Origin of the sequence: Salmonella sp. SAL04162, from assembly GCF_046551535.1 — a bacterium.
Lineage (GTDB): Bacteria > Pseudomonadota > Gammaproteobacteria > Enterobacterales > Enterobacteriaceae > Salmonella > Salmonella enterica.
Map to the genome: position 1 here is coordinate 154,103 of NZ_JBGDVX010000003.1, position 26,123 is coordinate 180,225.

Annotated in this window: 21 protein-coding genes; 11 read left to right on the forward strand and 10 right to left on the reverse strand. The window is 55.3% G+C overall.

Features of this window, described 5'->3' with window-relative positions:
- Positions 1–59 precede the first annotated feature (59 nt).
- A complete protein-coding gene (gene zntA, locus ACLJRH_RS07665; protein WP_000106652.1) occupies positions 60–2,258 on the forward strand; it encodes a Zn(II)/Cd(II)/Pb(II) translocating P-type ATPase ZntA in 2,199 nt (732 codons plus the stop codon).
- Between the two features lie 199 nt (positions 2,259–2,457).
- Positions 2,458–4,101: a methyl-accepting chemotaxis citrate transducer gene (gene tcp / locus ACLJRH_RS07670; protein WP_023137382.1), complete on the forward strand. Its 1,644-nt coding sequence runs from the start codon at positions 2,458–2,460 to the stop codon at positions 4,099–4,101.
- Between the two features lie 23 nt (positions 4,102–4,124).
- Here tcp and tusA read toward each other — a convergent pair whose 3' ends face one another.
- Positions 4,125–4,370: a sulfurtransferase TusA gene (tusA, locus tag ACLJRH_RS07675; protein WP_001541054.1), complete on the reverse strand. Its 246-nt coding sequence runs from the start codon at positions 4,368–4,370 to the stop codon at positions 4,125–4,127.
- A 169-nt stretch (positions 4,371–4,539) separates the two neighbouring features.
- Between tusA and ACLJRH_RS07680 the strand changes: the two genes are divergently transcribed.
- Positions 4,540–5,205, forward strand: a complete 666-nt coding sequence (locus ACLJRH_RS07680; RefSeq protein ID WP_001518097.1) for a 7-cyano-7-deazaguanine/7-aminomethyl-7-deazaguanine transporter — start codon at positions 4,540–4,542, stop codon at positions 5,203–5,205.
- 72 nt (positions 5,206–5,277) lie between these two features.
- Positions 5,278–5,835 carry a DcrB family lipoprotein gene (locus ACLJRH_RS07685; protein WP_001245278.1) on the forward strand — a complete coding sequence of 186 codons (558 nt, stop codon included), beginning with the start codon at positions 5,278–5,280 and terminating at the stop codon, positions 5,833–5,835.
- 3 nt (positions 5,836–5,838) lie between these two features.
- Here the strand turns inward: ACLJRH_RS07685 and ACLJRH_RS07690 are convergent, their stop codons facing one another.
- Positions 5,839–7,098 carry an MFS transporter gene (locus tag ACLJRH_RS07690; RefSeq protein WP_077905455.1) on the reverse strand — a complete coding sequence of 420 codons (1,260 nt, stop codon included), beginning with the start codon at positions 7,096–7,098 and terminating at the stop codon, positions 5,839–5,841.
- Positions 7,099–7,187: 89 nt separating this feature from the next.
- On the opposite strand from ACLJRH_RS07690, the gene ACLJRH_RS07695 reads away from it, so the two are divergent.
- From ACLJRH_RS07695 to nikR, 3 genes are all read left to right on the forward strand, one after another.
- Entirely contained in the window at positions 7,188–8,237 is a 1,050-nt protein-coding gene (locus ACLJRH_RS07695) for an AI-2E family transporter (protein ID WP_000179588.1), read from the forward strand.
- Positions 8,238–8,288: 51 nt separating this feature from the next.
- The gene (acpT, locus tag ACLJRH_RS07700) at positions 8,289–8,867 is read left to right on the forward strand and encodes a 4'-phosphopantetheinyl transferase AcpT (RefSeq protein WP_000285380.1); all 579 of its coding nucleotides are present in this window, start codon (positions 8,289–8,291) and stop codon (positions 8,865–8,867) included.
- 91 nt (positions 8,868–8,958) lie between these two features.
- Entirely contained in the window at positions 8,959–9,360 is a 402-nt protein-coding gene (gene nikR, locus ACLJRH_RS07705; protein ID WP_001190057.1) for a nickel-responsive transcriptional regulator NikR, read from the forward strand.
- 102 nt (positions 9,361–9,462) lie between these two features.
- Here nikR and ACLJRH_RS07710 read toward each other — a convergent pair whose 3' ends face one another.
- The 4 genes from ACLJRH_RS07710 to ACLJRH_RS07725 all read right to left on the reverse strand — a co-directional run bounded on the left by ACLJRH_RS07710 (position 9,463) and on the right by ACLJRH_RS07725 (position 15,894).
- Entirely contained in the window at positions 9,463–10,587 is a 1,125-nt protein-coding gene (locus ACLJRH_RS07710; RefSeq protein ID WP_001214750.1) for an ABC transporter permease, read from the reverse strand.
- Positions 10,587–13,328 carry a ribosome-associated ATPase/putative transporter RbbA gene (gene rbbA, locus ACLJRH_RS07715; RefSeq protein ID WP_023137381.1) on the reverse strand — a complete coding sequence of 914 codons (2,742 nt, stop codon included), beginning with the start codon at positions 13,326–13,328 and terminating at the stop codon, positions 10,587–10,589. Before rbbA ends, ACLJRH_RS07710 begins: the two co-directional genes overlap by 1 nt.
- A complete protein-coding gene (locus tag ACLJRH_RS07720; protein WP_000359845.1) occupies positions 13,325–14,392 on the reverse strand; it encodes an HlyD family secretion protein in 1,068 nt (355 codons plus the stop codon). The genes rbbA and ACLJRH_RS07720 overlap by 4 nt, the downstream gene beginning before the upstream one ends.
- A gap of 305 nt (positions 14,393–14,697) precedes the next feature.
- Complete coding sequence (locus ACLJRH_RS07725; RefSeq protein WP_023137380.1) at positions 14,698–15,894, reverse strand: NAD(P)/FAD-dependent oxidoreductase; 1,197 nt, start codon at positions 15,892–15,894, stop codon at positions 14,698–14,700.
- 230 nt (positions 15,895–16,124) lie between these two features.
- Between ACLJRH_RS07725 and pitA the strand changes: the two genes are divergently transcribed.
- Positions 16,125–17,621 carry an inorganic phosphate transporter PitA gene (gene pitA, locus ACLJRH_RS07730; RefSeq protein WP_000902764.1) on the forward strand — a complete coding sequence of 499 codons (1,497 nt, stop codon included), beginning with the start codon at positions 16,125–16,127 and terminating at the stop codon, positions 17,619–17,621.
- 139 nt (positions 17,622–17,760) lie between these two features.
- Here pitA and uspB read toward each other — a convergent pair whose 3' ends face one another.
- Positions 17,761–18,096, reverse strand: coding sequence for a universal stress protein UspB (gene uspB / locus ACLJRH_RS07735; protein ID WP_000626193.1), 336 nt, complete (start codon positions 18,094–18,096; stop codon positions 17,761–17,763).
- 387 nt (positions 18,097–18,483) lie between these two features.
- Between uspB and uspA the strand changes: the two genes are divergently transcribed.
- Both uspA and dtpB read left to right on the forward strand, forming a co-directional pair.
- Complete coding sequence (gene uspA, locus ACLJRH_RS07740; RefSeq protein ID WP_000323565.1) at positions 18,484–18,918, forward strand: universal stress protein UspA; 435 nt, start codon at positions 18,484–18,486, stop codon at positions 18,916–18,918.
- A gap of 324 nt (positions 18,919–19,242) precedes the next feature.
- Positions 19,243–20,715, forward strand: a complete 1,473-nt coding sequence (gene dtpB / locus ACLJRH_RS07745) for a dipeptide/tripeptide permease DtpB (protein WP_001098274.1) — start codon at positions 19,243–19,245, stop codon at positions 20,713–20,715.
- A 91-nt stretch (positions 20,716–20,806) separates the two neighbouring features.
- On the opposite strand, the gene rsmJ is transcribed toward dtpB, so the two are convergent.
- The 3 genes from rsmJ to ACLJRH_RS07760 form a co-directional block, all read right to left on the reverse strand.
- Positions 20,807–21,565, reverse strand: a complete 759-nt coding sequence (gene rsmJ / locus ACLJRH_RS07750; RefSeq protein ID WP_023137379.1) for a 16S rRNA (guanine(1516)-N(2))-methyltransferase RsmJ — start codon at positions 21,563–21,565, stop codon at positions 20,807–20,809.
- A 6-nt stretch (positions 21,566–21,571) separates the two neighbouring features.
- Complete coding sequence (gene prlC, locus ACLJRH_RS07755; RefSeq protein WP_000184178.1) at positions 21,572–23,614, reverse strand: oligopeptidase A; 2,043 nt, start codon at positions 23,612–23,614, stop codon at positions 21,572–21,574.
- Positions 23,615–23,795: 181 nt separating this feature from the next.
- On the reverse strand, positions 23,796–25,067 hold the full coding sequence (locus tag ACLJRH_RS07760) for an acid phosphatase (protein WP_000766149.1): 1,272 nt from the start codon (positions 25,065–25,067) through the stop codon (positions 23,796–23,798).
- Positions 25,068–25,277: 210 nt separating this feature from the next.
- Between ACLJRH_RS07760 and ACLJRH_RS07765 the strand changes: the two genes are divergently transcribed.
- The gene (locus tag ACLJRH_RS07765; protein WP_000954235.1) at positions 25,278–26,120 is read left to right on the forward strand and encodes a 23S rRNA (adenine(2030)-N(6))-methyltransferase RlmJ; all 843 of its coding nucleotides are present in this window, start codon (positions 25,278–25,280) and stop codon (positions 26,118–26,120) included.
- The last annotated feature ends 3 nt before the right edge of the window (positions 26,121–26,123 follow it).

Here is a 26,123-nt window from a genome sequence, read left to right on the forward strand (position 1 = left end):
GTCGACTCCAGAGTGTATCCTCCGGTTAATGAGAAAATTATCATCAACCGGAGGACGTTATGTCGACCCCTGATACCGATGGCAAAAAAGTCCCGCCCTTTACCTCCTTCAGATTAGCCCCGGCAATACAGAAGGCCGATAGCTGCTGCTGCGAAGAACATTGCGCGTCCAGCGCGCCTGTTTCTACTGCCGTGGCAGGCACGCGCTATACCTGGAAAATCTCCGGCATGGACTGCGCCGCCTGCGCCCGAAAAGTGGAGAATGCGGTCCGCCAAATTCGCGGCGTCAACCAGGCGCAAGTGCTGTTCGCCACCGAAAAGTTAGTGGTCGATGCCGACGCCGACCTCCGCGCGCAAATTGAACGCGCCGTACAGAAGGCGGGTTATACCTTGCGTAGCGAAGATTCGCGCGACGCCGCGCCTGAATCTCGTCTTAAAGAGAACCTGCCGCTTATTACGCTGATCATTATGATGGCGATAAGCTGGGGGCTGGAGCAATTTAACCACCCGTTCGGCCAACTGGCCTTTATCGTCACCACTCTGGTCGGTCTGTATCCTATTGCCCGCCAGGCGCTGCGGCTGATGAAAAGCGGCAGTTGGTTCGCTATTGAAACGCTGATGAGCGTCGCCGCCATTGGCGCGCTGTTTATTGGCGCGACGGCGGAGGCGGCAATGGTATTGCTGCTGTTCCTCATCGGCGAGCGCCTGGAAGGATGGGCCGCCAGCCGCGCCCGTAAAGGCGTCAGCGCGTTAATGGCGCTTAAACCGGAAACGGCGACCCGTCTGCGCGACGGCGTACGGGAAGAGGTCGCTATTAATACCCTGCGACCGGGCGATATTATCGAAGTCGCCGCCGGGGGGCGTTTACCCGCCGACGGTAAACTGGTTTCCGGTTTCGCCAGCTTTGATGAAAGCGCGCTCACCGGCGAGTCTATCCCAGTGGAGCGCGCAACGGGCGACAAAGTCCCGGCAGGCGCGACCAGCGTTGACCGTCTCGTCACCCTGGAGGTGCTATCTGAACCTGGCGCCAGCGCGATTGACCGTATCCTGACGCTGATTGAAGAGGCGGAAGAGCGCCGTGCGCCCATTGAGCGGTTTATTGACCGTTTCAGCCGCATCTACACGCCAGTCATTATGGTCATCGCACTGCTGGTGACGCTTATTCCGCCGCTGATGTTCGATGGCGGCTGGCAGGAGTGGATTTATAAAGGGCTGACGCTGCTGCTCATCGGCTGCCCGTGCGCGCTGGTGATCTCCACGCCCGCGGCCATTACCTCCGGGCTGGCGGCGGCGGCACGGCGCGGCGCATTGATTAAAGGCGGCGCAGCGCTGGAGCAACTGGGCCGTATCACGCAGGTTGCCTTTGATAAAACCGGTACGTTGACCATCGGTAAACCACGGGTGACGGCGATTCATCCGGCAAGCGCTATCAGCGAGGCTGAACTGTTGGCGCTGGCGGCAGCCGTAGAACAAGGCGCTACGCACCCGCTGGCGCAGGCTATTGTCCGCGAAGCGCAGACACGCGATCTGGCGATCCCGACGGCGGAATCGCAGCGAACGCTGGCCGGCACCGGAATTGAAGCGCAGGTTAACGGCGAACGTATTCTGATTTGCGCGGCGGGAAAACAGCCTGCGGCAGCGTTTGCCGGGCAAATTAGCGAACTGGAAAACGCCGGGCAGACGGTGGTTCTGGTGCTACGTAACGAGACCGTTGTTGGCGTCCTCGCCCTCCAGGATACGTTGCGTGACGATGCGCGCGACGCCATCCGCGAACTGCATCAGTTAGGCGTTAACGGCGTGATTCTGACCGGCGATAACCCACGGGCGGCGGCAGCGATTGCCGGCGAGCTGGATCTGGCGTTTAAAGCCGGACTACTGCCGGAAGACAAGGTGCGGGCAGTCACCGCCCTTAACCAACAAGCGCCGCTGGCGATGGTGGGCGACGGCATTAATGATGCGCCCGCGATGAAAGCCGCCAGTATCGGAATTGCGATGGGCAGCGGTACTGACGTCGCGCTGGAAACGGCTGACGCCGCCCTTACTCATAACCGTCTGCGCGGGTTAGCGCAGATGATTACGCTGGCGCGCGCTACCCACGCGAATATCCGGCAGAACATCACCATTGCGCTGGGGCTGAAGGCCATTTTCCTGGTGACGACGCTACTGGGTTTTACCGGGCTATGGCTGGCAATCCTGGCGGATACGGGAGCCACGGTATTGGTGACCGCCAATGCGCTACGTTTGCTGCGTAAAAACTAATCTTCTCCCACCCGGCGGCGTCGTGTCGCCGGGTTATCCCGCGATATTCCTTTCTTTGTACATATTATTCACGCGAAAATTATTTATTTTCTATTACTTATCAAACCATTAATCAGAAATAGCGTGATTTGATGTAAGGTTAATTTTTATCCAACCGATATTGATCATACCGTCTACAAAATAAGGAATGTTAGGCACTATGAAAAATATCAAAGTCATCACCGGCGTTATCGCGACGCTGGGCATATTTAGCGCCTTATTGCTGGTGACAGGAATACTGTTTTATTCCGCCGTCAGCAGCGATCGGCTGAATTTCCAGAATGCGAGCGCGCTGAGTTACCAACAACAGGAACTGGGCGGCAGTTTTCAGACATTGATCGAAACCCGCGTCACCATTAACCGCGTGGCGATACGCATGTTAAAAAATCAGCGCGATCCCGCCTCGCTGGACGCCATGAACACGCTGTTAACCAACGCTGGCGCGTCGCTCAACGAAGCGGAAAAGCATTTCAACAACTACGTGAACTCCGAAGCGATCGCAGGCAAAGATCCGGCGTTGGATACCCAGGCCGAAGCCAGCTTTAAGCAGATGTATGACGTTTTGCAGCAGTCTATCCACTATCTTAAAGCCGATAATTACGCCGCCTATGGCAACCTTGACGCGCAAAAAGCGCAGGATGACATGGAGCAGGTATATAACCAGTGGCTCTCTCAAAATGCGCAATTAATAAAATTAGCCAGCGATCAGAACCAGAGCAGTTTTACCCAGATGCAATGGACGCTGGGGATAATTCTACTTATCGTGCTCATCGTACTGGCGTTTATCTGGCTGGGGCTGCAACGCGTTCTACTCCGCCCGCTGCAACGGATTATGGCGCACATTCAAACTATTGCTGACGGCGATCTTACCCATGAGATAGAGGCTGAAGGACGCAGTGAAATGGGTCAACTGGCCGCCGGTCTCAAAACGATGCAGCAGTCGTTAATCCGTACCGTCAGCGCGGTGCGCGATAACGCAGACTCTATCTATACTGGCGCAGGCGAAATTTCCGCTGGCAGCAGCGACCTCTCTTCCCGTACCGAACAGCAGGCCTCGGCGCTGGAGGAGACCGCCGCCAGCATGGAACAGTTAACCGCCACGGTACGGCAAAACACCGATAACGCACGACAGGCGACGGGTCTGGCGAAAACCGCATCAGAAACCGCGCGTAAAGGAGGACGCGTGGTGGATAACGTAGTGAATACCATGAACGATATCGCCGAAAGCTCGGAAAAAATCGTGGACATCACCAGCGTGATTGACGGTATCGCCTTCCAGACTAATATCCTGGCGCTGAACGCCGCGGTAGAAGCCGCCCGCGCCGGCGAACAGGGGCGAGGATTCGCGGTCGTGGCCGGAGAGGTACGTACGTTGGCCAGCCGTAGCGCGCAGGCCGCCAAAGAGATCAAAGTGCTGATTGAAAACTCCGTGTCGCGCATTGATACCGGCTCTACGCAGGTACGCGAAGCGGGAGAAACCATGAAAGAGATCGTCAAAGCCGTGACTCGCGTGACCGATATTATGGGCGAAATCGCCTCTGCCTCCGATGAGCAAAGCAAAGGCATTGAGCAGGTGGCGCAGGCGGTATCGGAAATGGACAGCGTGACGCAGCAAAACGCCTCGCTGGTAGAGGAATCCGCAGCAGCGGCAGCGGCGCTGGAAGATCAGGCTAACGAACTTCGTCAGGCGGTCGCCGCGTTCCGCATCCAGAAACAGCCTCGTCGGGAGGCGTCGCCAACGCCGTTAAGCAAAGGTTTAACGCCACAGCCCGCCGCAGAACAGGCGAACTGGGAAAGCTTCTAATCAGAATGCTATCTGCCGTGCGGTTAATGCGCTTTACGCAATAAATAGCGGTACGGCAGACCCTCCGTCTCTTGCGCCAGCAAATCGTGTTCCATAAAGGTACAGAACCCCGGAATATCACGCGTTGTCGCCGGATCGTCGGCGATAATCAGCAATGTTTCGCCAGTTTGCATGTTGCGCACCGTTTTGCGCACCATCATTACCGGTTCAGGGCAACGCAGCCCCAGGGCGTCAAGCGTATGGTCAGGGGAGGAAAACAGATCGCTCATCTTCGTCTCAATGGTAGAAAAACGGCGATATTTTACGCCCATCTTCGTCAGTAAGCCAGGCAGGTTAACGATTGCGTGAAAATTAGCCATTGCAATGCCAGCGCAAAACAGTATTATGCGGCGGTTCTTTATTGGGTTCCCTCACCCCATCCAACAAAAAGGTCACAATATGACTCCGTTTACACAATCACAGCGCGTAAAAGCGTTGTTCTGGCTATCGCTATTCCATTTACTGGTGATCATTTCCAGTAACTATCTGGTGCAGCTCCCCATCACTATTTTTGGTTTCCACACGACCTGGGGCGCGTTTAGTTTTCCTTTTATTTTTCTCGCCACCGATCTTACCGTGCGTATTTTTGGCGCACCGCTGGCGCGCCGCATTATCTTCGCCGTCATGATCCCTGCGCTGCTGGTGTCATATGTGGTGTCATCGCTGTTCTATATGGGCGCCTGGCAAGGTTTCGCCGCGCTGGCGAACTTTAATCTGTTTGTCGCCCGTATCGCCGCCGCCAGCTTTATGGCCTACGCGCTGGGACAGATCCTTGATGTCCATGTGTTTAACCGCCTGCGCCAAAATCGTCGCTGGTGGCTGGCACCGACCGCTTCAACGCTGTTTGGCAATATCAGCGATACCCTTGCCTTTTTCTTCATTGCGTTCTGGCGAAGCCCCGATGCCTTTATGGCCGGGCACTGGATGGAAATTGCGCTGGTGGATTATTGCTTTAAGGTGCTCATCAGCATTATTTTCTTCCTGCCGATGTACGGCGTTCTACTGAATATGTTGCTGAAAAAGCTGGCAGATAAATCTGAAATTTCCCCATTACCGGCAAGTTAAAGGTTCGTTTTCCGAGTTGTGATAAGATGAGCGAATGAGCCGTTATGGCCGTTTATCGAAAGGAAGAAGTCAATGCGCAATTTGGTTAAATATGCCGGTATTGGCCTGCTGGTTATGGGGCTTGCGGCCTGTGATAACAACGATACAAAAGCGTCGGCAGAAAGCGCCGCCGCAGAAAGCCAGGCCTCCGGTCAGCCCATCAGCCTGATGGATGGCAAACTCAGTTTCTCACTGCCGGCGGATATGACCGATCAAAGCGGTAAGCTGGGCACCCAGGCGAATAATATGCACGTTTATTCTGACCCGACGGGCCAGAAAGCGGTGATTGTTATCGTCGGCGATAATACCGATGAAGCGTTGCCGGTGCTGGCGAACCGCCTGCTTGAGCAACAGCGTAGCCGCGACCCGCAGCTTCAGGTCGTCACCAATAAGTCTATTGAGCTCAAAGGCCATACGTTGCAACAACTGGACAGCATTATCTCCGCGAAAGGCCAGACAGCGTACTCTTCCATCGTGCTGGGCAAAGTGGATAACCAATTGCTGACGATTCAGGTCACGCTGCCTGCGGACAATCAGCAAAAAGCGCAAACCACGGCTGAAAACATCATCAATACGTTGGTTGTTAAATAACCTTTACGACGATGATGCGGCCTCCGGCAGTGCAGACGGAGGCCGTTTTTTTAAGCGCCAGGTCAGCAATAGCGCCATCGCTACCAGCCCGGCCGCCGCCAGATAAATCACCGGCACGCCCGCCCAGGTCATCACCAGCCCCGCCAGCGGCCCGGTAACCCCCAAAGACATATCCATAAAGACGGTATAGGTCGCCAGCGCCGCGCCCTGGTTCTGCGGCGGCACGGCTTTGACGGCCACCACGCCCAGCGCCGGAAAGACCAGCGAAAACCCCATCCCCGTGAGTAAAACGCCGATTTTTGCCATCCACGGCATGGCTGCCGTTCCCACCAGTAACAGACCAATAATCTCCACGCCAAAGCAGATCATGGCGACATTCAACCCGCCTAAACGATTGATACCGTTAGGGAACAGCAAACGCGTGCCGACAAACGCGACGCTAAATAACGTGAGCGCAAAGGCGGCACCATCCCAGCCTTTAGCATCATAAAATAAGGTAATAAACGTCGCGATGACGCCAAACCCTGCCGAGGCCAGCGCCAACGCCATACCATACAGCCAGACACGCCCCAGCACCGCGCGAAACGGCAGCGGCTTGCCTTTGTTCGCCTTCACCGACGGACGTGGAAGGGCTAACAGTATCGCCAACAGCGCCACGCCCATCACCGTTAGCGCCAGCCCCTGTAACCCGCCCCAGGCATAACACAGCACGCCCAGCGGCGCGCCCATCGCCATTGCGCCGTAGGTGACGATACCGTTCCAGGAGATAACCCGACCAATATGCAACGACCCGACGACGCCGACGCCCCACAGTGTCGAACCGGTGCCGGCAAAACTTTGCCCAATCCCCAAAATCACGCGACCCAGCCCCAGTAGCAACAAACTGATCAGCGGCCAGGCGCTGGCGATATCCGCCAGCAGGTAGCCGAGTCCGCTTAAAAAACAGCCGCATAAGCCAAAGACAACGATTTTTTTCGGCCCTAATACATCCGCATACCGCCCGGCATGGGGACGGCTTAACAGAGTGGCGAAGTATTGCAGGCTGATAATAAGCCCCGCCCAGAACGCGCTGAATCCCATCGCATCATGCACATAGCCTGGCAAGACGGCGAGCGGCAGGCCGATGGTCAGGTAGCTGGCAAAGTTAAACATCACAATGGAGACAATACGCAGATTGAGGCGCAATCCGTTTAGCGCCGGTTCAGCGACGGGTTCGGGCATGAGTATCACCGCATTTTTACAACATGTTTTCTTTTCTATCATGGCGCGCGGTGAAAATCAGTAGTGAGATTCAGATTATCGGTATCAGGGCAGCCGCTACACTTAGAAAAAAACACAACAAGGAAAACTTCATGGCAACCGCTCAACCCGACAAAACGGGTATGCATATTCTGCTGAAACTGGCCTCCCTGGTTATTATTCTCGCCGGGATTCATGCCGCGGCGGATATTATTGTACAACTCTTGCTGGCGCTCTTTTTCGCCATTGTTCTTAATCCATTAGTGACCTGGTTTATTCGCCGGGGCGTGAAGCGACCGCTGGCGATTACTATCGTAGTGGTCGTCATGCTGATCGTGCTTACCGCGCTGGTGGGTGTGCTTGCTGCATCGCTTAATGAATTTATCGCTATGCTGCCTAAATACAGCAAGGAGCTGACGCGTAAGGTCTTACACCTTCAGGAGTTAATGCCCTTCCTGAATTTACATATGTCGCCGGAACGTATGCTCCGCGGGATGGACTCCGATAAAATCATGCTCTTCACCACAACATTAATGACCGGCGTATCGGGCGCGATGGCAAGCATTGTGCTGCTGGTGATGACCGTGGTTTTTATGCTGTTTGAGGTGCGTCACGTGCCTTATAAATTACGTTTCGCGCTAAACAATCCACAAATCCATATTGCCGGCCTGCACCGCGCCCTGAAAGGCGTCTCGCATTATCTGGCGCTGAAAACGCTGCTCAGTTTATGGACGGGCGCGATTATCTGGCTGGGACTGGCGTTAATGGATATTCAGTTTGCGCTAATGTGGGGCGTACTGGCCTTTTTGCTCAATTACGTTCCTAATATCGGCTCGGTGATTTCCGCCGTTCCCCCCATGATTCAGGCGCTGTTATTTAACGGTTTTTACGAGTGCGTACTGGTCGGCGCGCTCTTTTTGGTGGTCCATATGGTGATTGGCAACATTATGGAGCCACGCATGATGGGCCATCGTCTGGGAATGTCCACGCTGGTGGTATTTCTTTCGTTACTGGTCTGGGGATGGCTATTAGGCCCGGTCGGGATGCTCTTGTCCGTTCCTTTGACCAGCGTCTGCAAAATCTGGATGGAAACCACTAAAGGCGGCAGCAAACTGGCGATCTTACTGGGGCCAGGCCGACCGAAAAGCCGTTTACCGGGATGAGGCGACAGATGCTACAATCTCCTCTTCTTCATAGGCAACGTTGGTCCTGATATGTACCAGGTCGTTCTGGGAAAAGTGTCAACATTAAGCGCAGGTCAATTGCCCGACGCGTTAATCGCTCAGGCGCCGCAGGGCGTTCGCCGGGCAAGCTGGCTGGCCGGGCGCGTGCTGCTTTCCCGTGCGCTCTCGCCGCTACCGGAGATGGTGTATGGCGAACAGGGTAAACCGGCTTTTTCCGCCGGAACGCCGCTGTGGTTTAACCTCAGCCATAGCGGCGACACTATTGCTCTGTTGCTTAGCGACGAAGGTGAAGTCGGCTGCGATATTGAAGTGATCCGCCCGCGCGATAACTGGCGTTCGCTGGCAAATGCGGTATTCAGCCTCGGCGAACATGCTGAAATGGAAGCGGAACGTCCGGAGCGACAACTGGCGGCCTTCTGGCGTATCTGGACGCGTAAAGAAGCCATCGTAAAACAACGCGGCGGCAGCGCCTGGCAAATCGTCAGCGTGGACAGCACGTTGCCCTCTGCCTTGTCGGTCAGCCAGTGTCAGCTCGATACGCTCAGTCTGGCAGTCTGTACCCCCACACCGTTTACGCTGACGCCGCAGACGATAACAAAAGCGTTATGACACATTAATTTTTCCCTCTGGCGGCGGACGTGTGTTACAAAATGCGGAGCTTCCCATGCGCCGACGCGCCATACCAAAAGGTTTAAGTCAGATGCAACGTGTCACCATCACCCTCGATGACGATTTACTGGAAACGCTGGACAGCCTGAGCCAGCGACGCGGCTATAACAATCGCTCCGAAGCGATCCGTGATATTCTGCGCGGCGCTCTGGCGCAGGAGGCCACCCAGGAACACGGTACACAGGGTTTCGCGGTACTTTCATATGTTTATGAACATGAGAAACGGGATTTAGCCAGCCGCATCGTCTCCACCCAGCATCATCATCATGATTTATCCGTCGCCACGCTGCACGTCCATATCAACCACGATGACTGTCTGGAGATCGCCGTTCTGAAGGGCGATATGGGCGACGTACAGCATTTTGCCGATGATGTTATCGCCCAGCGCGGCGTGCGCCACGGCCACTTGCAGTGTTTGCCGAAAGAAGACTAACGCCCCAGCGCCTTACCGGGGGCGCTTCGCTTGCCCGGCCTACGCTCGCACGTCTGTCGTTTGTAGGCCGGATGAGGCGCAGCCGCCATCCGGCAATAATGTTTACGCCATTGTGCCAATCGTTTTTCTGAAGCGTAACAGCGCTATCAGGAAGAACACGCCGCCTATCGCCAGCAGGGTCAGGAACTGCGGCCAGACGATGCTCAAACCTGCGCCGCGATAAAGAATCGCCTGGGCAAGGCTGACAAAATGCGTCGTCGGCATGGTCAGCATAATATCCTGCACCGCCTGCGGCATACTTTCGCGCGGCGTGGAACCGCCGGAAAGCATTTGTAGCGGCAACAGTACCAGAATCATTAATAACCCCAGCTGCGGCATCGAACGGGCGATGGTGCCCATAAAAATCCCAATTGAAGTGGTGGCGAAAAGGCTCAGCGCCACGCCCAACATAAACAATGGGATCGATCCTTCAATCGGTACGCCAAGTACGCCTTTCACCATCAACATCAAAGACAAACCGGAAACCACCAGCACGACCAGCCCCATCGACCATACTTTTGCCATCATGATCTCAAAGGGCGTGACCGGCATCACCAACAGATGCTCTACCGTGCCGTGTTCTCGCTCGCGGATCAGCGCCGATCCGGTCAGCACTATCGCCAGCATGGTAATGTTGTTGATAATCGCCATCACGCCGCCAAACCACGCCGGGTCCAGATTCGGGTTAAAGCGCATCCGAATCTCCAGCGACACCGGCTGAACGTTATCTCCCCGCGCGCGCGCCACAAAGCTGTTGACCTCGCCGCTAATAATATTCTGGATATAACTGTTGCCGGTAAACGCCTGGCTCATGCGCGTCGCATCGACGTTAACCTGAATATCAGGCTGACGTCCGGCCAGCACATCACGCTGGAAATTCGGCGGAATATTGACCGCAAAGGTATAGCGTCCGGCATCCAGTCCGGCATCCATTTCCGTTGCCGTAATCATCTCCGGCGGCAGAAACCACGGGCGGTAAAAACTATTCACAATACGGTTCGACAACTGTGACTGATCCATATCGGCGATGGCGATAGGGGCAAGATGCAACGAACCGGGCAGGACGGTAGCGGAGGAGTAAACCGAAATCGTAAAGGCGAAGACGATCAACGCCAGCATCGCTTTGTCGCCCAGCAGACTGCGCAGTTCTTTGACGCCGAGGTTATAAATATTACGTAATCCGCGCATTACCCCTCCTGTTTTTTCAGCAGCAGAATGCTCAGACCCATCACCACCGGGACGGCAATCAGTAACGGCATAAATAACGGCCAGAGATCGGACAGATCCAACGCTTTGGAAAACGTCCCGCGCGCGATCGTCAGAAAATGGCTGGTCGGGTAGATCTCGCCGATCCATCTTCCCGGTCCTTCCAGCGAAGCCACCGGATCGATCATGCCGGAAAATTGTGTTGCCGGAATGAGGGTAATAATCGACGTCCCAAAAATAGCGGCGATTTGGCTCTTCATAAACGTAGAGATCAGCAGCCCCAGACCGGTGGCGATGATGACGTAAAGTAGCGCCGCGAGGGTAAGCGTGAGAAAGCTGCCTTTCAGCGGCACGCCGAACACAAAGACCGACAGCGCGCACAGTAGCAAGAAGTTCAGCATACCCAGCGCGATATACGGCAGTTGTTTACCCAGCAAAAATTCGCTGCGCGTCGTCGGCGTTACGTACAGATTAATCATCGACCCCAGCTCTTTCTCCCGCACCACGCTCAGGGCGCTAAGCATTGACGGGATCATCATGAGCAGCAGCGGAATGACCGCCGGAACGATAGCGGGCAGACTTTTCACATCCGGGTTATAACGATAGCGCGTTTCAATGTTGAGCAGCCCGGTCTGTTTAACCGGGTTCGGCTGACGACTTGCCGCCTCCTGCAGCCAGCTTTGGTGCATCGCCTGAACATACCCCTTCACCGTCTCGGCGCGGCTGGGCATGGCGCCATCCACCCAGACGCCAATCTGCGCTGGCGTACCGCGAGCAATATCGCGGCCAAAATTAGGCGGGATCTCAATGGCAACCGCCAGCTCTCCCGAACGCATCCGCCGGTCAAGCTCGTCATAGCTGGCGAGCGGCGGCTGTTCGATAAAATAGCGCGATCCCGCCAGATTGAGCGACCATGCCTGGCTACTGACGGTTTGATCGCGGTCGAGTACGGCAAAACGCAGGTTCTCCACGTCCATACTGATGCCATAGCCCATAATCAGCATCAGAATTACCGTTCCCAGCAGCGCCAGCGTCGAGCGTACCGGATCGCGGCGTAGCTCCAGCGCTTCGCGGCGACTGTAGCTGAACAAACGCCGGAAGCTCAATCCCTGCCGCGACGGTTTACCTGACGCGGCGGGCGTCTGGGATGGCGGTATTGGGGGTTCAGGCGCCGCTCCCGCAGCTTCCTGTAGCCAGGAAATAAACGCCGCCTCCAGATTGGCCGCGCCCCGTTGTTGCACCAATTCCTGCGGCGTACCGCTGGCGAGCACTTTACCGGCGTGCATCAATGACATTCGGTCGCAACGTTCCGCTTCGTTCATAAAATGGGTCGAGATAAAAATCGTCACCTTATCCTGACGCGAAAGATCGACCATAAGCTGCCAGAACATATCCCTGGCGACCGGATCAACGCCGGACGTTGGCTCATCAAGAATCAGCATTTCCGGGCGATGGATCACCGCTACCGCCAGCGATAAACGCTGGCGGATACCGAGCGGCAACGAAGCGGGGAGCGTATCTTCCACCTCCGTTAGCATAAAGCGTTCGATCATCTGCGCGACGCGCGCCGGGATCTCCGCTGGCGGAATATGAAACAGGCGGGCATGAAGTTCCAGATTCTGCCGCACGGTGAGTTCGTTATAGAGCGAAAAAGCCTGCGACATATACCCGACCCGGCGACGGGTATCGATGTCGTTCGGGTCTACCGGCTGGCCAAATAGCCAGGCCTGGCCTTCGCTGGCGGGAAGCAGACCGGTCAGCATTTTCATGGTGGTCGATTTGCCGCAACCGTTTGAACCGAGGAAGCCAAAAATCTCGCCGCGCGGAATGCGGAAATTAACATGGTCAACCGCGACGAACTTACCGAAACGCATGGTCAGATCTTTCGCCTCAATGGCAATCTCTTCCTGCTCAGCGTGATACGGCGGGATCACCACTGGCTTATGCGCCTGGCGCTGCGCTTCTGGCAACAGGGCGATAAACGCCTGTTCCAGCGTCGCGCTATGGGTTTTTGCCCGCAGTTGCTGCGCGCTGCCGGTTGCCAGTATCTCGCCCGCATTCATCGCCACCAGCCAGTCAAAACGCTCCGCCTCTTCCATATAGGCCGTTGCGACCAACACGCTCATATTGGTCTGCCGTTGGCGGATACTGTCGATTAAGTCCCAGAACTGAGCGCGGGAGAGCGGGTCCACGCCGGTGGTAGGCTCATCAAGAATCAGCAATTCCGGGTCATGAATCAGCGCACAGCACAACCCCAGCTTTTGTTTCATCCCACCGGACAGCTTCCCGGCAGGACGGTCACGAAACGGCGCCAGGCCGGTGCTGTTCAGCAGCTCGGTAATACGCGCTTCGCGTTCAGCTTTGTCATGACCAAAGAGACGAGCGAAAAAATCGACGTTCTCATAAACCGATAACGTGTGATAAAGGTTTTTCCCCAGCCCCTGCGGCATCCAGGCGATGCGCGGACAGACGTCGCGGCGATGTTTCGCATCGCGCATATCGCCGCCCAGGACGATAACGTTCCCTTGCTCAATCACCCGCGCGCCAGAAATCAGCGACAGCAGGCTCGACTTACCCACCCCGTCCGGACCAATCAGCCCGACCATACTACGGGCGGGAATGTCCAGCGTGATATTGTTCAGCGCGACCGTTTTTCCGTAATGCTGGCTCACCCCCTCAAGCTGCGCCACGGGAGGAACAGGCACCAGCGTCAGCGACGTCATTGCGACAACCTCACGTTCAGATCGTCAGGCCAGGGCACGCGCTCATCCAGACGAACCCATGCCATTCCCGGCAAACCGGTTTTGACATATTCCAGATGCTGTCGCAGCAGCTCTGGCGGAATACGCGCTTTGACGCGGAACATCAGCTTTAACCGTTCATCGTGGGTTTCCACGGTTTTGGGTGTGAACTGCGCCACGCTGGCGACAAAACTGATCGTCGCCGGAATACGCAGATCCGGCGCGGCGTCCAGCACCAGTCGCGCTTCGCCGCCGATCTTCAACAACCCCGCCTGTTCGGTCGGCAGGAAAAATGTCATATAAACGTCGCTGAGATCGACCATGTTCAACACCCGGCCGCCAGCCGATAACACTTCGCCCGGCTCCGCAACGCGGTACTGCACGCGTCCATCGCGCGGCGCTTTTAATTCGCTGTCGTCGATGTCGGCGACAATACGCCGCTCGGTCGCCTGCGCCGCTTCCACGCGCGTCTGCGCCTGGATAATGCTGGTACGCGCCGCCTCAATCGCCGCTTTTGCCGCAGATACCTGCGCTTTGGCGGTCTCCAGGGCGGCGCGCGCGCTTTCCGCCGCCGCGCGATCGTCATCTAACTGTTGTACAGATACCGCGCCACGCTGTGACAGCGAACGAGAACGCACGTGACGTTTAGAGACGGAGTCCAGCTCAGCTTCCCGCTGTTTGACGACCGACTGCGCGGCGCGCATTTCACTCTGGCGTTGCTCCAGCAAGGCACGGGCGGCGGCAACTGCGCTCTCGGCCTCTTTAATCTGCGCAATCGCCTCCAGCCGCTGCTCCTGCAATACGCGGGTATCCATTTTCGCCAGCACCTCGCCCTGACGAACGAACTGCCCTTCCGAAACGAGGATGGTATCAATACGCCCGGCAATCTTAGTGGCAATATCCACTTCGGTGGCTTCAATTCTGCCGTTGCTGGCGGCAAACCCCTCCGGTATTCCCGCAGGGCGCAGCATCCACCAGGCTATCGCGGCCACCACCACAAGAATCCCCGCTCCCCACCACACCAGATGACGCTTCATTTTGTCCATAATCGACCCGCCGTAATCCCTGTTGTCTAACCATGCGTGTCACAAAGTCCGCCGGGCGTGCGCTCAGCGGGGGTTTCCATTCGGGATAAGAATGAAAAAAGAAAAGGGGCCAGACGACGAACAGACGCCGATGAAGCGCTCGCCGTCAAAGGGAGTGAATGATGTAGGTACCCGGAAAAGAGGGAGTAATGTTGTCATCATCAGCGTTCCTGGCCGTAAATGAAACACGCATACTCATAACTGCTATAAATCGATACTAACACCTCTGTCCGGGATGTCTATTCGCTTATTGTTTGTAATGGTACTTAGCGTTTTGCCGCCAAATCCTGCGCGCAGGCCCAGGCGCTCGACCACGCCCACTGGAAGTTATAGCCGCCCAACCAGCCGGTGACGTCCATCACTTCGCCGATAAAATAGAGACCCGGCACGCGGCGCGCTTCCATAGTCCGCGATGATAGTTCGTTTGTATCCACGCCGCCCAGCGTCACTTCCGCTGTCCGATAGCCTTCGGTGCCGTTAGGCTGCACTTGCCAGGCCGTAAGCGTGTCAACTAACGCCTGCTGGTCACGAACGTTCAACTGCCTGAGCGATACATCCGGGATGTGCCCCAACTGTTGTAAACACTCCACCAACCGTTTCGGCAAATGCATCGCCAGCGTGTTCTTCAGACTCTGGTTCGGGTGCGCGTTACGCTGTTCATTGAGAACGTCTTCCAGCGAGAGGTCCGGCAATAAGTTAATGCTCACTAACTCGCCCGGTTGCCAGTAGCTGGAAATCTGTAAAACAGCGGGGCCGGACAGCCCACGATGGGTAAAAAGTAGGTTTTCCCGAAATACCGTACCATTGCGGGCGGTAATCACGCATGGCAAAGAGACGCCAGACAGCGTCTGGAGCTTTTCTAACAGCGGCTTATGTAGGGTAAAGGGCACCAGCCCGGCGCGCGTCGGCAACACCTTGAGACCAAACTGTTCGGCGATTTTATAGCCAAACGGCGATGCGCCAAGCCCCGGCATCGACAGGCCACCGCTGGCAATCACCAGCTTTTGCGTAGTCACCGTCTCGCCGTTCAACGCCAGTACGAAACCCGACTCATCACGCTCGACGCTCAGTACCTCGCTACGCAGGCGCATCGTTACGCCGCCTTTGTCACACTCGGCAACCAGCATATCGACAATGCGTTGGGCGGAATCATCGCAAAAAAGCTGTCCCAGCGTTTTCTCATGCCAGGCTATCCCATACCTGCCGACCAGATCGATAAAATCCCACTGGGTATAGCGGGCTAACGCTGATTTACAAAAATGGGGGTTCTGGCTCAAATACGCAGCAGGCTCAACATAAAGATTAGTAAAGTTGCAGCGCCCACCGCCGGACATGAGGATTTTACGTCCTGGCTTCTTGCCATTATCGATGAGCAGCACGCGGCTACCCGCCTGTCCTGCCTGCGCGGCGCAAAACATGCCCGCTGCGCCAGCGCCTATAATAACGGCATCAAACCTTTCCACGTCGCCTTCCTCTCTCAAATTCGGGCGGGAATTGTAAAGTTTCCTCAGTGGTCGCACCAGCGCGAAAAGCGCCTGAAAATGGTATTTATCTGAAATATATAAGATAATTCTTTAGTGATATCAAACAAAGCACGAAGTACATCAAAAAAAGTCTATATTTCACTTTGCCCGCGCCGCCAAAGTCACTGATAATGCGCCGCGTTCATGTCCTCAAAATGGCGTAACGTCCTATGCTACATTTGTTTGCTGGCCTGGATTTACATACCGGGCTTTTATTATTGCTTGCTCTGGCTTTTGTGCTGTTCTACGAAGCGATTAACGGCTTCCATGACACAGCCAATGCAGTCGCAACCGTGATTTACACCCGTGCGATGCGTTCGCAGCTGGCGGTTGTCATGGCGGCGGTGTTTAACTTTTTTGGCGTTTTGCTGGGGGGTCTCAGCGTGGCGTATGCCATTGTGCATATGCTACCGACGGATCTCCTGCTCAACATGGGTTCCGCGCACGGCCTCGCTATGGTCTTTTCCATGTTGCTGGCGGCGATTATCTGGAACCTCGGTACCTGGTATTTCGGGTTGCCGGCGTCCAGTTCCCACACGCTGATTGGCGCCATTATCGGCATCGGTTTAACCAATGCGATGATGACCGGCACGTCAGTGGTGGATGCGCTTAACATCCCGAAAGTTATCAATATTTTCGGTTCACTCATTATCTCCCCTATTGTCGGTCTGGTATTCGCCGGCGGTCTGATTTTCTTGCTGCGCCGCTACTGGAGCGGTACTAAGAAACGCGCCCGTATCCACCTGACGCCAGCCGAACGTGAAAAGAAAGACGGCAAGAAAAAGCCGCCGTTCTGGACGCGTATCGCGCTGATCCTCTCAGCTATCGGCGTGGCGTTTTCGCATGGCGCGAACGATGGTCAGAAAGGCATTGGCCTGGTCATGCTGGTGCTGATTGGCGTCGCGCCTGCGGGTTTCGTGGTCAATATGAATGCCTCCAGCTACGAAATCACCCGTACGCGCGATGCTATCAACAATGTCGAAACGTACTTTGAGCAGCGTCCTGACCTGCTGAAAGCCGTCACCGGCGTTGACCAACTGATTCCCTCTCCGGAGCCGGGCGCGACTGAACCGACTGAATTCCACTGCCATCCGGCTAACACCATTAACGCGCTTAACCGTGCGAAAGGGATGCTGGCAAACGTGGAAAGCTACGACAAGTTAAGCGTTGAACAGCGTAGCCAGTTGCGTCGCATTATGCTGTGCATTTCCGACACGACCGATAAAGTCGTGAAATTGCCTGGCGTAAGCAGCGATGACCAGCGCCTGCTGAAAAAGCTGAAGACCGATATGTTAAGCACCATTGAGTATGCGCCGGTGTGGATCATTATGGCAGTGGCGTTGGCGCTGGGTATTGGTACGATGATCGGCTGGCGTCGCGTGGCGACCACTATCGGCGAGAAAATTGGTAAAAAAGGCATGACGTATGCGCAGGGAATGTCGGCGCAGATGACGGCGGCAGTCTCTATCGGTCTTGCCAGCTACACCGGTATGCCAGTTTCTACCACTCACGTACTCTCCTCTTCAGTGGCGGGAACCATGGTCGTTGATGGTGGCGGGTTGCAGCGTAAAACCGTGACCAGCATTCTGATGGCCTGGGTATTTACGTTACCGGCGGCGATTATTCTTTCCGGCGTGCTGTACTGGCTTTCCCTGAAGATTATTTAAGCCAAATGGGCCGGATAGCGCTGTCGCTAATCCGGCCTGTCAGGATGAAACGACACAGGCCTGACAGGCCGCTACAAGCGGCGTCATCCGGAGGCTTATCTAATACGAGCGGGTCAGGAAACTGGCCCGCTTTTTTTATTCAGTGCCAAATCATGAGCGCAATCAAGCTCACCACCACCAAACCGCATAACGCGCTGGTCAGCAGAAACTGGCGGCGCACGCGTTCACAACGGCGAATAAATTCTTCATCATGATGATCGCGATAGCGCTGAGCGTAGATATACCATACCAGGCGCACCTGTTTGTTGGGCTGACCATGCGTGGTAAAGAAGCCGCCGCCATCGACATATTGATAGAGCAAAGGATCGCAACCACGAAGTACCACTAACAGTGCGCGTAGTGATGAGAAATAGCGCGCCATATTAACAATGCAAACGACACATAAAGCCCAGAATAGTGAGACGGTGCTTATCATATCTCCTCCCCGGCGACCCGCCCACGGAGTTCCTCTCCGGGACTACCGCTCCCCGATACCCTGCCAGACAATCAGTGAAAGAGTACTACGAAAGCCGTCCATATTAGCGCTCCGCATTCGAACGGCTCTTATACACATTGTAGGAGATCAGTTAATTTTTTTACCAGAAGGTTAATCACTATCAATGCAATTCCCTGAAAATTTTGTTTAACTAACTGGCAAGCAAGGCAGATTGACGGATTATCCTGGTCGCTATAATGTAAGGATAGTTATGGTAAACGGCTGAGCTAGCCCCGCGCATAGAGTTCGCAGGACGCGGGTGACGCGGCGGCATAAGAAACGCCAGTAGCTCAATGGTCATCGACAACTTATGGAAGGAGTAACACTATGGCTTATAAACACATTCTTATCGCAGTTGATCTCTCCCCGGAAAGTAAAGTTCTGGTTGAAAAAGCGGTCTCTATGGCGCGCCCCTACAACGCGAAAATCTCCCTCATCCACGTTGATGTGAACTATTCTGACCTGTACACCGGTCTGATTGACGTCAATCTGGGCGATATGCAGAAACGTATCTCCGAAGAAACCCACCACGCGCTGACCGAGCTGTCTACCAACGCTGGCTACCCTATCACTGAAACCCTGAGCGGTAGCGGCGATTTGGGCCAGGTGCTGGTTGACGCCATCAAGAAATACGATATGGATCTGGTCGTTTGCGGTCATCACCAGGACTTCTGGAGCAAACTGATGTCTTCTGCGCGCCAGCTGATCAACACCGTTCACGTTGACATGCTGATTGTTCCGCTGCGCGACGAAGAAGAGTAATACTTGCCGTGCCGGCTGGCGGCTAAGACCGCATCAGGTCTATAGTCAATCAGGTTGGCCTGAACCATCAGGCAAATTCCGGCTCTCAACAACAACGCCCGCTTAGGTGGGCGTTTTGTTTATCCCCCCTTCTTCGCAGTACTCAGTACATCATTCCATCACACCAAACATAATTAGTGTGATCCACTAATTAGTTTGCGTATCATTTGTATAATAACCTATTGATCAGGCTAATAACCGCAGTCTATATCAGGGTAAGTCTTTTCGGCGCGTTTTGATATACGCGCTCATACGTTTCGGGATGGCATTAAAAGGCGAAGGAATATGAATACAACTGCACCTACGGGCTTGCTGCAGCAACCTCGTCCATTCTTCATGATCTTTTTTGTAGAATTATGGGAACGATTTGGCTATTACGGCGTCCAGGGCATCCTGGCGGTCTTTTTCGTTAAACAATTGGGTTTTTCTCAGGAACAGGCCTTTATTACCTTTGGCGCTTTTGCGGCGCTGGTTTATGGCCTGATCTCCATCGGCGGCTATGTTGGCGACCATCTGTTAGGGACTAAACGCACCCTGGTCCTGGGCGCGATTGTGCTGGCGATTGGCTATTTTATGACCGGCATGTCGCTATTAAATCCCGATCTGATTTTTATCGCACTGGGTACGATTGCCGTGGGCAACGGGTTATTTAAAGCCAATCCCGCCAGCCTGCTCTCTAAATGCTATCAGCCTAAAGATCCCCGGCTGGATGGCGCTTTCACCCTGTTTTATATGTCGATTAACATCGGTTCTTTGTTATCGCTATCGCTGGCGCCGGTGATTGCCGATAAATTTGGCTATGCGGTGACCTATAATCTGTGCGGCGCTGGTTTAATTGTTGCGCTTCTGGTGTACTTCGCCTGCCGTGGCATGGTGAAAAATATCGGTTCTGAACCGGATCATAAACCGCTACGTTTTCGCAATTTGCTGCTGGTACTACTCGGCACCGTCGTCATGATTTTCCTCTGCGCCTGGCTGATGCACAACGTTAAGATTGCCAATCTGGTGCTCATCGTCCTTTCTATCGTCGTCACTATCTTCTTCTTTCGCGAAGCGTTTCGTCTGGATAAAACCGGCCGCAATAAAATGTTCGTGGCGTTTATTCTGATGATTGAAGCCGTGCTGTTTTACATTCTGTATGCGCAGATGCCTACCTCGCTGAACTTCTTTGCGATTAATAACGTACATCATGAAATTCTTGGATTCGCCATTAACCCGGTGAGTTTTCAGGCGCTGAACCCATTCTGGGTGGTCGTCGCCAGTCCGGTACTGGCAGCGATTTACACCCGACTGGGTAGTAAAGGCAAAGATCTGACTATGCCGATGAAGTTTACGCTCGGTATGTTCCTCTGCGCGCTGGGTTTTCTGACCGCCGCCGCCGCCGGGATGTGGTTTGCCGATGCGCAAGGATTGACGTCGCCGTGGTTTATCGTGCTGGTGTATCTGTTCCAGAGTCTGGGCGAGCTGCTGATTAGCGCGCTGGGGCTGGCAATGGTCGCCGCTCTGGTGCCGCAGCATCTGATGGGTTTTATTCTGGGAATGTGGTTCCTGACCCAGGCCGCCGCCTTCCTGCTCGGCGGTTATGTGGCGACCTTCACTGCCGTACCGGAAAACATCACCGATCCGTTGCAGACGCTGCCAATTTATACCGGCGTCTTTAGCAAAATTGGTCTGGTAACGCTGGCGGTCACCGTGGTGATGGCCATTATGGTGCCGTGGTTAAACCGAATGATTAATACGCCAGATACCGAACAGTAATACTCAGTGCCGGATGCGGCTTACGCCTTATCCGGCCTACAAATAATTGAGAATCGTAGGCCCGATAAGCGCAACGTCATCGGGCAATCCGTTACTCCGACAGAGGGGTTCCGGCATAAATATCAAACCGATGCCCTTTGGTGACGATGGCGTTGGGCGTCGCGACATCCGCCAGCGGCGGCGCATAATCGGGACGTTTAACCACCACGCGTTTGGTCGCCAACTGACGCGCCGGTTCCAGCAGTCCGTCGGCGTCTAAATCCGGCCCCACCAACGACTGAAACACCCGCATCTCTTTCTTCACCAGCGCGCTTTTCTGCCGGTGAGGAAACATCGGATCGAGGTAGACCACCTGCGGGCGCGGCGTGATATCAGTCAACGCCGTCAGGCTGGAAGCATGAATCAACTGCAAACGCTCCTGAAGCCAGCCGCCAATGTCCGCATCGGCATAGCCGCGCGTCAGACCGTCATCGAGCAGCGCGGCAACCACCGGGTTACGCTCCAGCATCCGCACGCGGCAACCGACGGATGCCAGCACAAACGCATCGCGCCCCAGTCCGGCCGTGGCATCAACCACGTCCGGCAGATAATCGCCTTTGATACCAACGGCTTTCGCCACCGCTTCGCCGCGCCCGCCGCCGAACTTACGTCGATGGGCCATCGCGCCGCCGACAAAATCGACAAAAATACCGCCGAGCTTCGGTTCGTCGCGCTTGCGCAGCTCCAGATGTTGCGGCGTCAATACCAGCGCCATCGGGTTGTCTTCGTCATGCTCCAGTCCCCAGCGGGCAGCCAGAACAGATAAGGCGCCGTCTGTGGCGCCCGTTTCATCCATTAAGCAGATTTGCACGTAAAATCAGCCTTTAATCCCGTAATGCTCCAGCATCGCGTCCAGTTGTGGTTCACGGCCACGGAAGCGTTTAAAGAGTTCCATCGGCTCTTCAGAACCACCGCGAGTCAGGATGTTATCAAGGAACGACTGACCGGTCTCACGGTTGAAAATGCCTTCCTCCTCAAAGCGGGAATAAGCGTCCGCCGCCAGTACGTCGGCCCACAGATAGCTGTAGTAGCCTGCCGCATACCCGCCAGCAAAGATATGACTGAACGCGTGTGGGAAGCGGCCCCATGTCGGTGACGGCACCACGGCGACCTGTTTTTTAATTTCAAAGAGCGTCTCAAGAATTTTCGCCCCTTGCTGCGGGTTAAATTCCGCATGCAGACGGAAATCAAACAAACCGAACTCCAGTTGACGCAGAATAAACAGCGCCGCCTGATAGTTTTTCGCCGCCAGCATTTTATCCAGCAGTTCCTTCGGCAACGGCTCGCCGGTTTCATAGTGGCCGGAGATAAACGCCAGCGCTTCCGGCTCCCAGCACCAGTTTTCCATAAACTGGCTTGGCAGTTCGACCGCGTCCCACGGCACGCCGCTGATACCGGAGACCCCGGCGGTCTCAATGCGGGTCAGCATATGATGCAGGCCATGACCAAACTCGTGGAACAGGGTGATCACTTCGTCATGGGTAAACAGAGCGGGTTTACCGTTCACCGGACGGTTGAAGTTACAGGTCAGATAAGCGACCGGCTTTTGCAATGTGCCGTCCGCCTTACGCATCTGGCCGACACAGTCGTCCATCCACGCCCCGCCGCGTTTGTGTTCGCGTGCGTACAGGTCAAGGTAGAAGCTGCCGCGCAGCTCGTTATTTTCGTCATACAGTTCAAAGAAACGCACTTCCGGGTGCCAGACATCAACGTCAGTACGCTCTTTGGCGGTGATGCCGTAAATACGTTTCACCACTTCAAACAGGCCATTCACGGCTTTGTTTTCCGGGAAGTACGGGCGTAGCTGCTCATCGCTGATGCTGTACAGGTGCTGTTTTTGCTTTTCACTGTAGTACGCGATATCCCACGGTTGCAGCTCCTCAACGCCAAATTCGGCTTTGGCGAAGGCGCGCAGCTGGGCCAGCTCTTTTTCCCCCTGCGGACGGGCGCGTTTCGCCAGATCGGTTAAGAAATCGAGCACCTGCTGCGGATTTTCCGCCATCTTGGTGGCCAGCGATTCATGGGCATAATTTTCGAAGCCCAGCAGTTGCGCCAGTTCATGGCGCAGCGCAAGAATTTCTTCCATCACCGGGCTATTATCCCACTTACCGGCGTTCGGCCCCTGGTCGGAGGCGCGAGTGGAATAGGCGCGATACATCTCTTCGCGCAACGCCTGGTTGTCGCAGTAGGTCATGACCGGCAGATAGCTCGGGATATCCAGGGTCAGCAGGTAACCTTCCTGCTCTTTGGCTTCCGCCTGGGCTTTAGCGGCGGCGAGCGCGCTTTCCGGCATTCCCGCCAGCTCGGCTTCGTCGGTGATGAGCTTCGTCCAGCCCATGGTGGCATCGAGCACATTATTGCTGTACTGGTTGCCCAGCTCAGACAGGCGAGTGGCGATTTCGCCGTAACGCTGCTGTTTCTCTTTCGGCAGACCGATGCCGGACAGTTCAAAATCACGCAGCGCGTTATCAACCGCTTTCTTCTGCGCGGTATTCAGCGTGGCGTAATGATCGCCGTCGCGCAGGTCGCGGTACGCGTTGTACAGTCCTTCATGTTGCCCAACCCAAGTGCTGTATTCCGACAGCAGCGGCAGCGTCTGTTCGTAGGCTTCACGCAGCTCCGGGCTATTTTTCACCGAGTTTAAGTGGCTAATTGGCGAGAAAATACGCCCCAGAACATCGTCGGCTTCCGCCAACGGCTGGCAGAGGTTTTCCCAGCTATACGGCGCGCCATGCGCCACAACGCCTTCTACCGCCGCCCGGCAATCGGCCAACGCTTTGGTGACCGCAGGCACCACATGCTCCGGTTTAATTGCAGAAAAAGGCGGCAGTGAAAAAGACGTTAGTAATGGATTGGTCATATGCGCAGTCCTGTAGAAGAAGGTGAGTGGAGCGCGCTTTTGGCGCTCTCGCGATGAGATCTAGAATGGGGGATAGTAAGGGGAATTTCAATGATGGACAGCGTACAGACGTGGGTATCGCTGCAATAAGCCGCCCCTTTAACATCATCCCGGCTTACGTTTTATAAGCCGGGTGACAACGTCAGCGCGTTTTTCTCGCCATCTCGTAAGCAGCGGACAGATCCAGACGCTGCCAGAACTGTTGATCCTCGGTCTCGCCCGACAACGGATATCCTGCCGGTAACGCCGTCTCTTCCATTAACGCCTGACGCTGCGCTGGCGACAGGTTCGGCAGCGCTGTCTGTAGCAGAACATCGGCGCCTTTTGGTATTTTCAACGACTGATGCTCGCCTTTCTGTTGCGGCAGGTTATAAGTCATGGTGAAGCGGTAGAAGGTATGCATAGCCGGAGCGCGGTACGGATCGTCTTTTCCGGCCGATGCCGCGCATTCGACAATCGTCGTACCGCACTCTTTCACCAGCGCCTCGCGCAGTTGAGCGCGAGCTTCGTTGAATAACGTACGATAATACGGATCGTTAAGATAATGCGCGACATTACGCTGCGCGACCATCCGCGCGCCCATCACATCCAGCGGATAGTGTACGCCAAGGACCAGGCGAGAATAGCCATAACGCGCGCCACGAATCACCAGCGCATCAAAGCGTTCCGGGATCATTTCCGCCATCAACAGCGCATCCGTATAACCGGTATTCGTGTGTCCGCTGGGAAAAGCACCGCCACCTGCGGTATAAGGATGACCATCTTTTACCACCACATCATCCGGCGTCAAATGGATAGTATTACCCGGCACCTGGTAAGGACGCGGGTAATGAAAATATTTTTTCGCCGCGCCGGTGCTGACTTCCGAGGCTTTAATCAACGCTGCCGCTTTGCCCAACTCACCTTTATCATAAGCGGCGAGAAATGCCCGCCCCAGCCGTGGCCCCATTGCGTCGCTCAGGAAATAGAGATACTCCACGCTTTCCGCATCCGCCAGCGCCTGGTGACGGGTATTAACATCGGCATCGTGATTAATCGCCGTCACCGTCGCCAGATTGTCTTTCAATACTGCTTCCGGCAATGTATTGAAGGCGGAAAGTAGGGTAATCCCCATCTGTTGATTCTCAGTAGTATGAAAATCATAACCGCTAGCCTGTAACCAGGCATTATCCGCCTGGATGGAATTCTGTCGCATCTGAGCCAGGGCGTCGCGAGTCAACGCGGCGGTATCGCCTTGTAATGCCTTACGCAACTGTGTCAGCCATTGAGCCTCAAGGTCATTAAAGGCGACGCTCGCCGAGTCGGGCGTCACGCTTTTCGCTATCGACTCCGCCTGGGACAGGGGAATATCTTTCGCCAGTGCCGGCATCGCCAGCGCCAGAGATGACGCCAGTACAGTAATGTGTAGTTTCATTATGGTTCCTTTCATTAAAAATAACGCCAGGTCAAAACTACTACCTTGCCCACAGGCGATGCTGGCCTGCGCAGTTGACGGTTTGATGATACGAACACGTCTTGCAATACTTTCACAACGCGCGAAACAACATGGCGGTACTGGGGTAATCTGCGCGGATCTGCGGTAAACTATCGGCTAACTTGTTTACTTCCCGGAATATCTGCATCCATGCTCAGTTATCGTCACAGCTTTCACGCTGGCAACCACGCCGACGTCCTTAAACATACCGTTCAGAGCCTGATCATCGAGTCGCTAAAAGAGAAAGAAAAACCGTTTCTCTATCTGGACACGCACGCGGGCGCGGGGCGTTATCAGTTGGGCAGCGAACATGCTGAACGTACCGGAGAGTATCTGGAAGGCATCGCCCGTATCTGGCAGCAGGACGATCTGCCCGCCGAACTGGAACCGTATATTAGCGTCGTAAAACATTTCAACCGCAGCGGGCAGTTACGCTACTATCCGGGCTCCCCGTTAATCGCCCGCCAGTTGCTGCGTGAGCAGGACAGTCTGCAACTCACGGAATTGCATCCCAGCGACTTCCCACTGTTGCGCGCGGAGTTTCAAAAAGACAACCGCGCCCGCGTGGAACGCGCTGACGGCTATCAGCAACTGAAAGCCAAATTGCCGCCGGTTTCCCGCCGCGGTCTGATCCTCATTGACCCACCTTATGAAATGAAAACCGATTACCAGGCGGTAGTCAGCGGCATCAGCGAGGGTTATAAACGTTTCGCCACCGGTACATACGCGCTATGGTATCCGGTGGTGCTCCGCCAGCAAATTAAGCGCATGATTCATGAGCTGGAGGCCACCGGCATCCGTAAAATCCTGCAAATTGAGCTGGCGATCCGCCCGGACAGCGATCAGCGCGGGATGACGGCGTCCGGTATGATCGTGGTTAACCCGCCGTGGAAACTGGAGCAGCAGATGAACAACGTGCTACCGTGGCTGCACAGCAGGTTGGCGCCAAACGGTCACGGACACACTTCGGTAAGCTGGATCGTGCCGGAGTAATCA

Bases quoted from the DNA above. Each gene is read 5' to 3' on its own strand.
- zntA (WP_000106652.1), top strand. From the start codon at position 60: ATGTCGACCCCTGATACCGATGGCAAAAAAGTCCCGCCCTTTACCTCC.
- tcp (WP_023137382.1), top strand. From the start codon at position 2,458: ATGAAAAATATCAAAGTCATCACCGGCGTTATCGCGACGCTGGGCATA.
- tusA (WP_001541054.1), bottom strand. From the start codon at position 4,370: ATGAGCGATCTGTTTTCCTCCCCTGACCATACGCTTGACGCCCTGGGG.
- ACLJRH_RS07680 (WP_001518097.1), top strand. From the start codon at position 4,540: ATGACTCCGTTTACACAATCACAGCGCGTAAAAGCGTTGTTCTGGCTA.
- ACLJRH_RS07685 (WP_001245278.1), top strand. From the start codon at position 5,278: ATGCGCAATTTGGTTAAATATGCCGGTATTGGCCTGCTGGTTATGGGG.
- ACLJRH_RS07690 (WP_077905455.1), bottom strand. From the start codon at position 7,098: ATGATAGAAAAGAAAACATGTTGTAAAAATGCGGTGATACTCATGCCC.
- ACLJRH_RS07695 (WP_000179588.1), top strand. From the start codon at position 7,188: ATGGCAACCGCTCAACCCGACAAAACGGGTATGCATATTCTGCTGAAA.
- acpT (WP_000285380.1), top strand. From the start codon at position 8,289: ATGTACCAGGTCGTTCTGGGAAAAGTGTCAACATTAAGCGCAGGTCAA.
- nikR (WP_001190057.1), top strand. From the start codon at position 8,959: ATGCAACGTGTCACCATCACCCTCGATGACGATTTACTGGAAACGCTG.
- ACLJRH_RS07710 (WP_001214750.1), bottom strand. From the start codon at position 10,587: ATGCGCGGATTACGTAATATTTATAACCTCGGCGTCAAAGAACTGCGC.
- rbbA (WP_023137381.1), bottom strand. From the start codon at position 13,328: ATGACGTCGCTGACGCTGGTGCCTGTTCCTCCCGTGGCGCAGCTTGAG.
- ACLJRH_RS07720 (WP_000359845.1), bottom strand. From the start codon at position 14,392: ATGGACAAAATGAAGCGTCATCTGGTGTGGTGGGGAGCGGGGATTCTT.
- pitA (WP_000902764.1), top strand. From the start codon at position 16,125: ATGCTACATTTGTTTGCTGGCCTGGATTTACATACCGGGCTTTTATTA.
- uspB (WP_000626193.1), bottom strand. From the start codon at position 18,096: ATGATAAGCACCGTCTCACTATTCTGGGCTTTATGTGTCGTTTGCATT.
- uspA (WP_000323565.1), top strand. From the start codon at position 18,484: ATGGCTTATAAACACATTCTTATCGCAGTTGATCTCTCCCCGGAAAGT.
- dtpB (WP_001098274.1), top strand. From the start codon at position 19,243: ATGAATACAACTGCACCTACGGGCTTGCTGCAGCAACCTCGTCCATTC.
- prlC (WP_000184178.1), bottom strand. From the start codon at position 23,614: ATGACCAATCCATTACTAACGTCTTTTTCACTGCCGCCTTTTTCTGCA.
- ACLJRH_RS07760 (WP_000766149.1), bottom strand. From the start codon at position 25,067: ATGAAACTACACATTACTGTACTGGCGTCATCTCTGGCGCTGGCGATG.
- ACLJRH_RS07765 (WP_000954235.1), top strand. From the start codon at position 25,278: ATGCTCAGTTATCGTCACAGCTTTCACGCTGGCAACCACGCCGACGTC.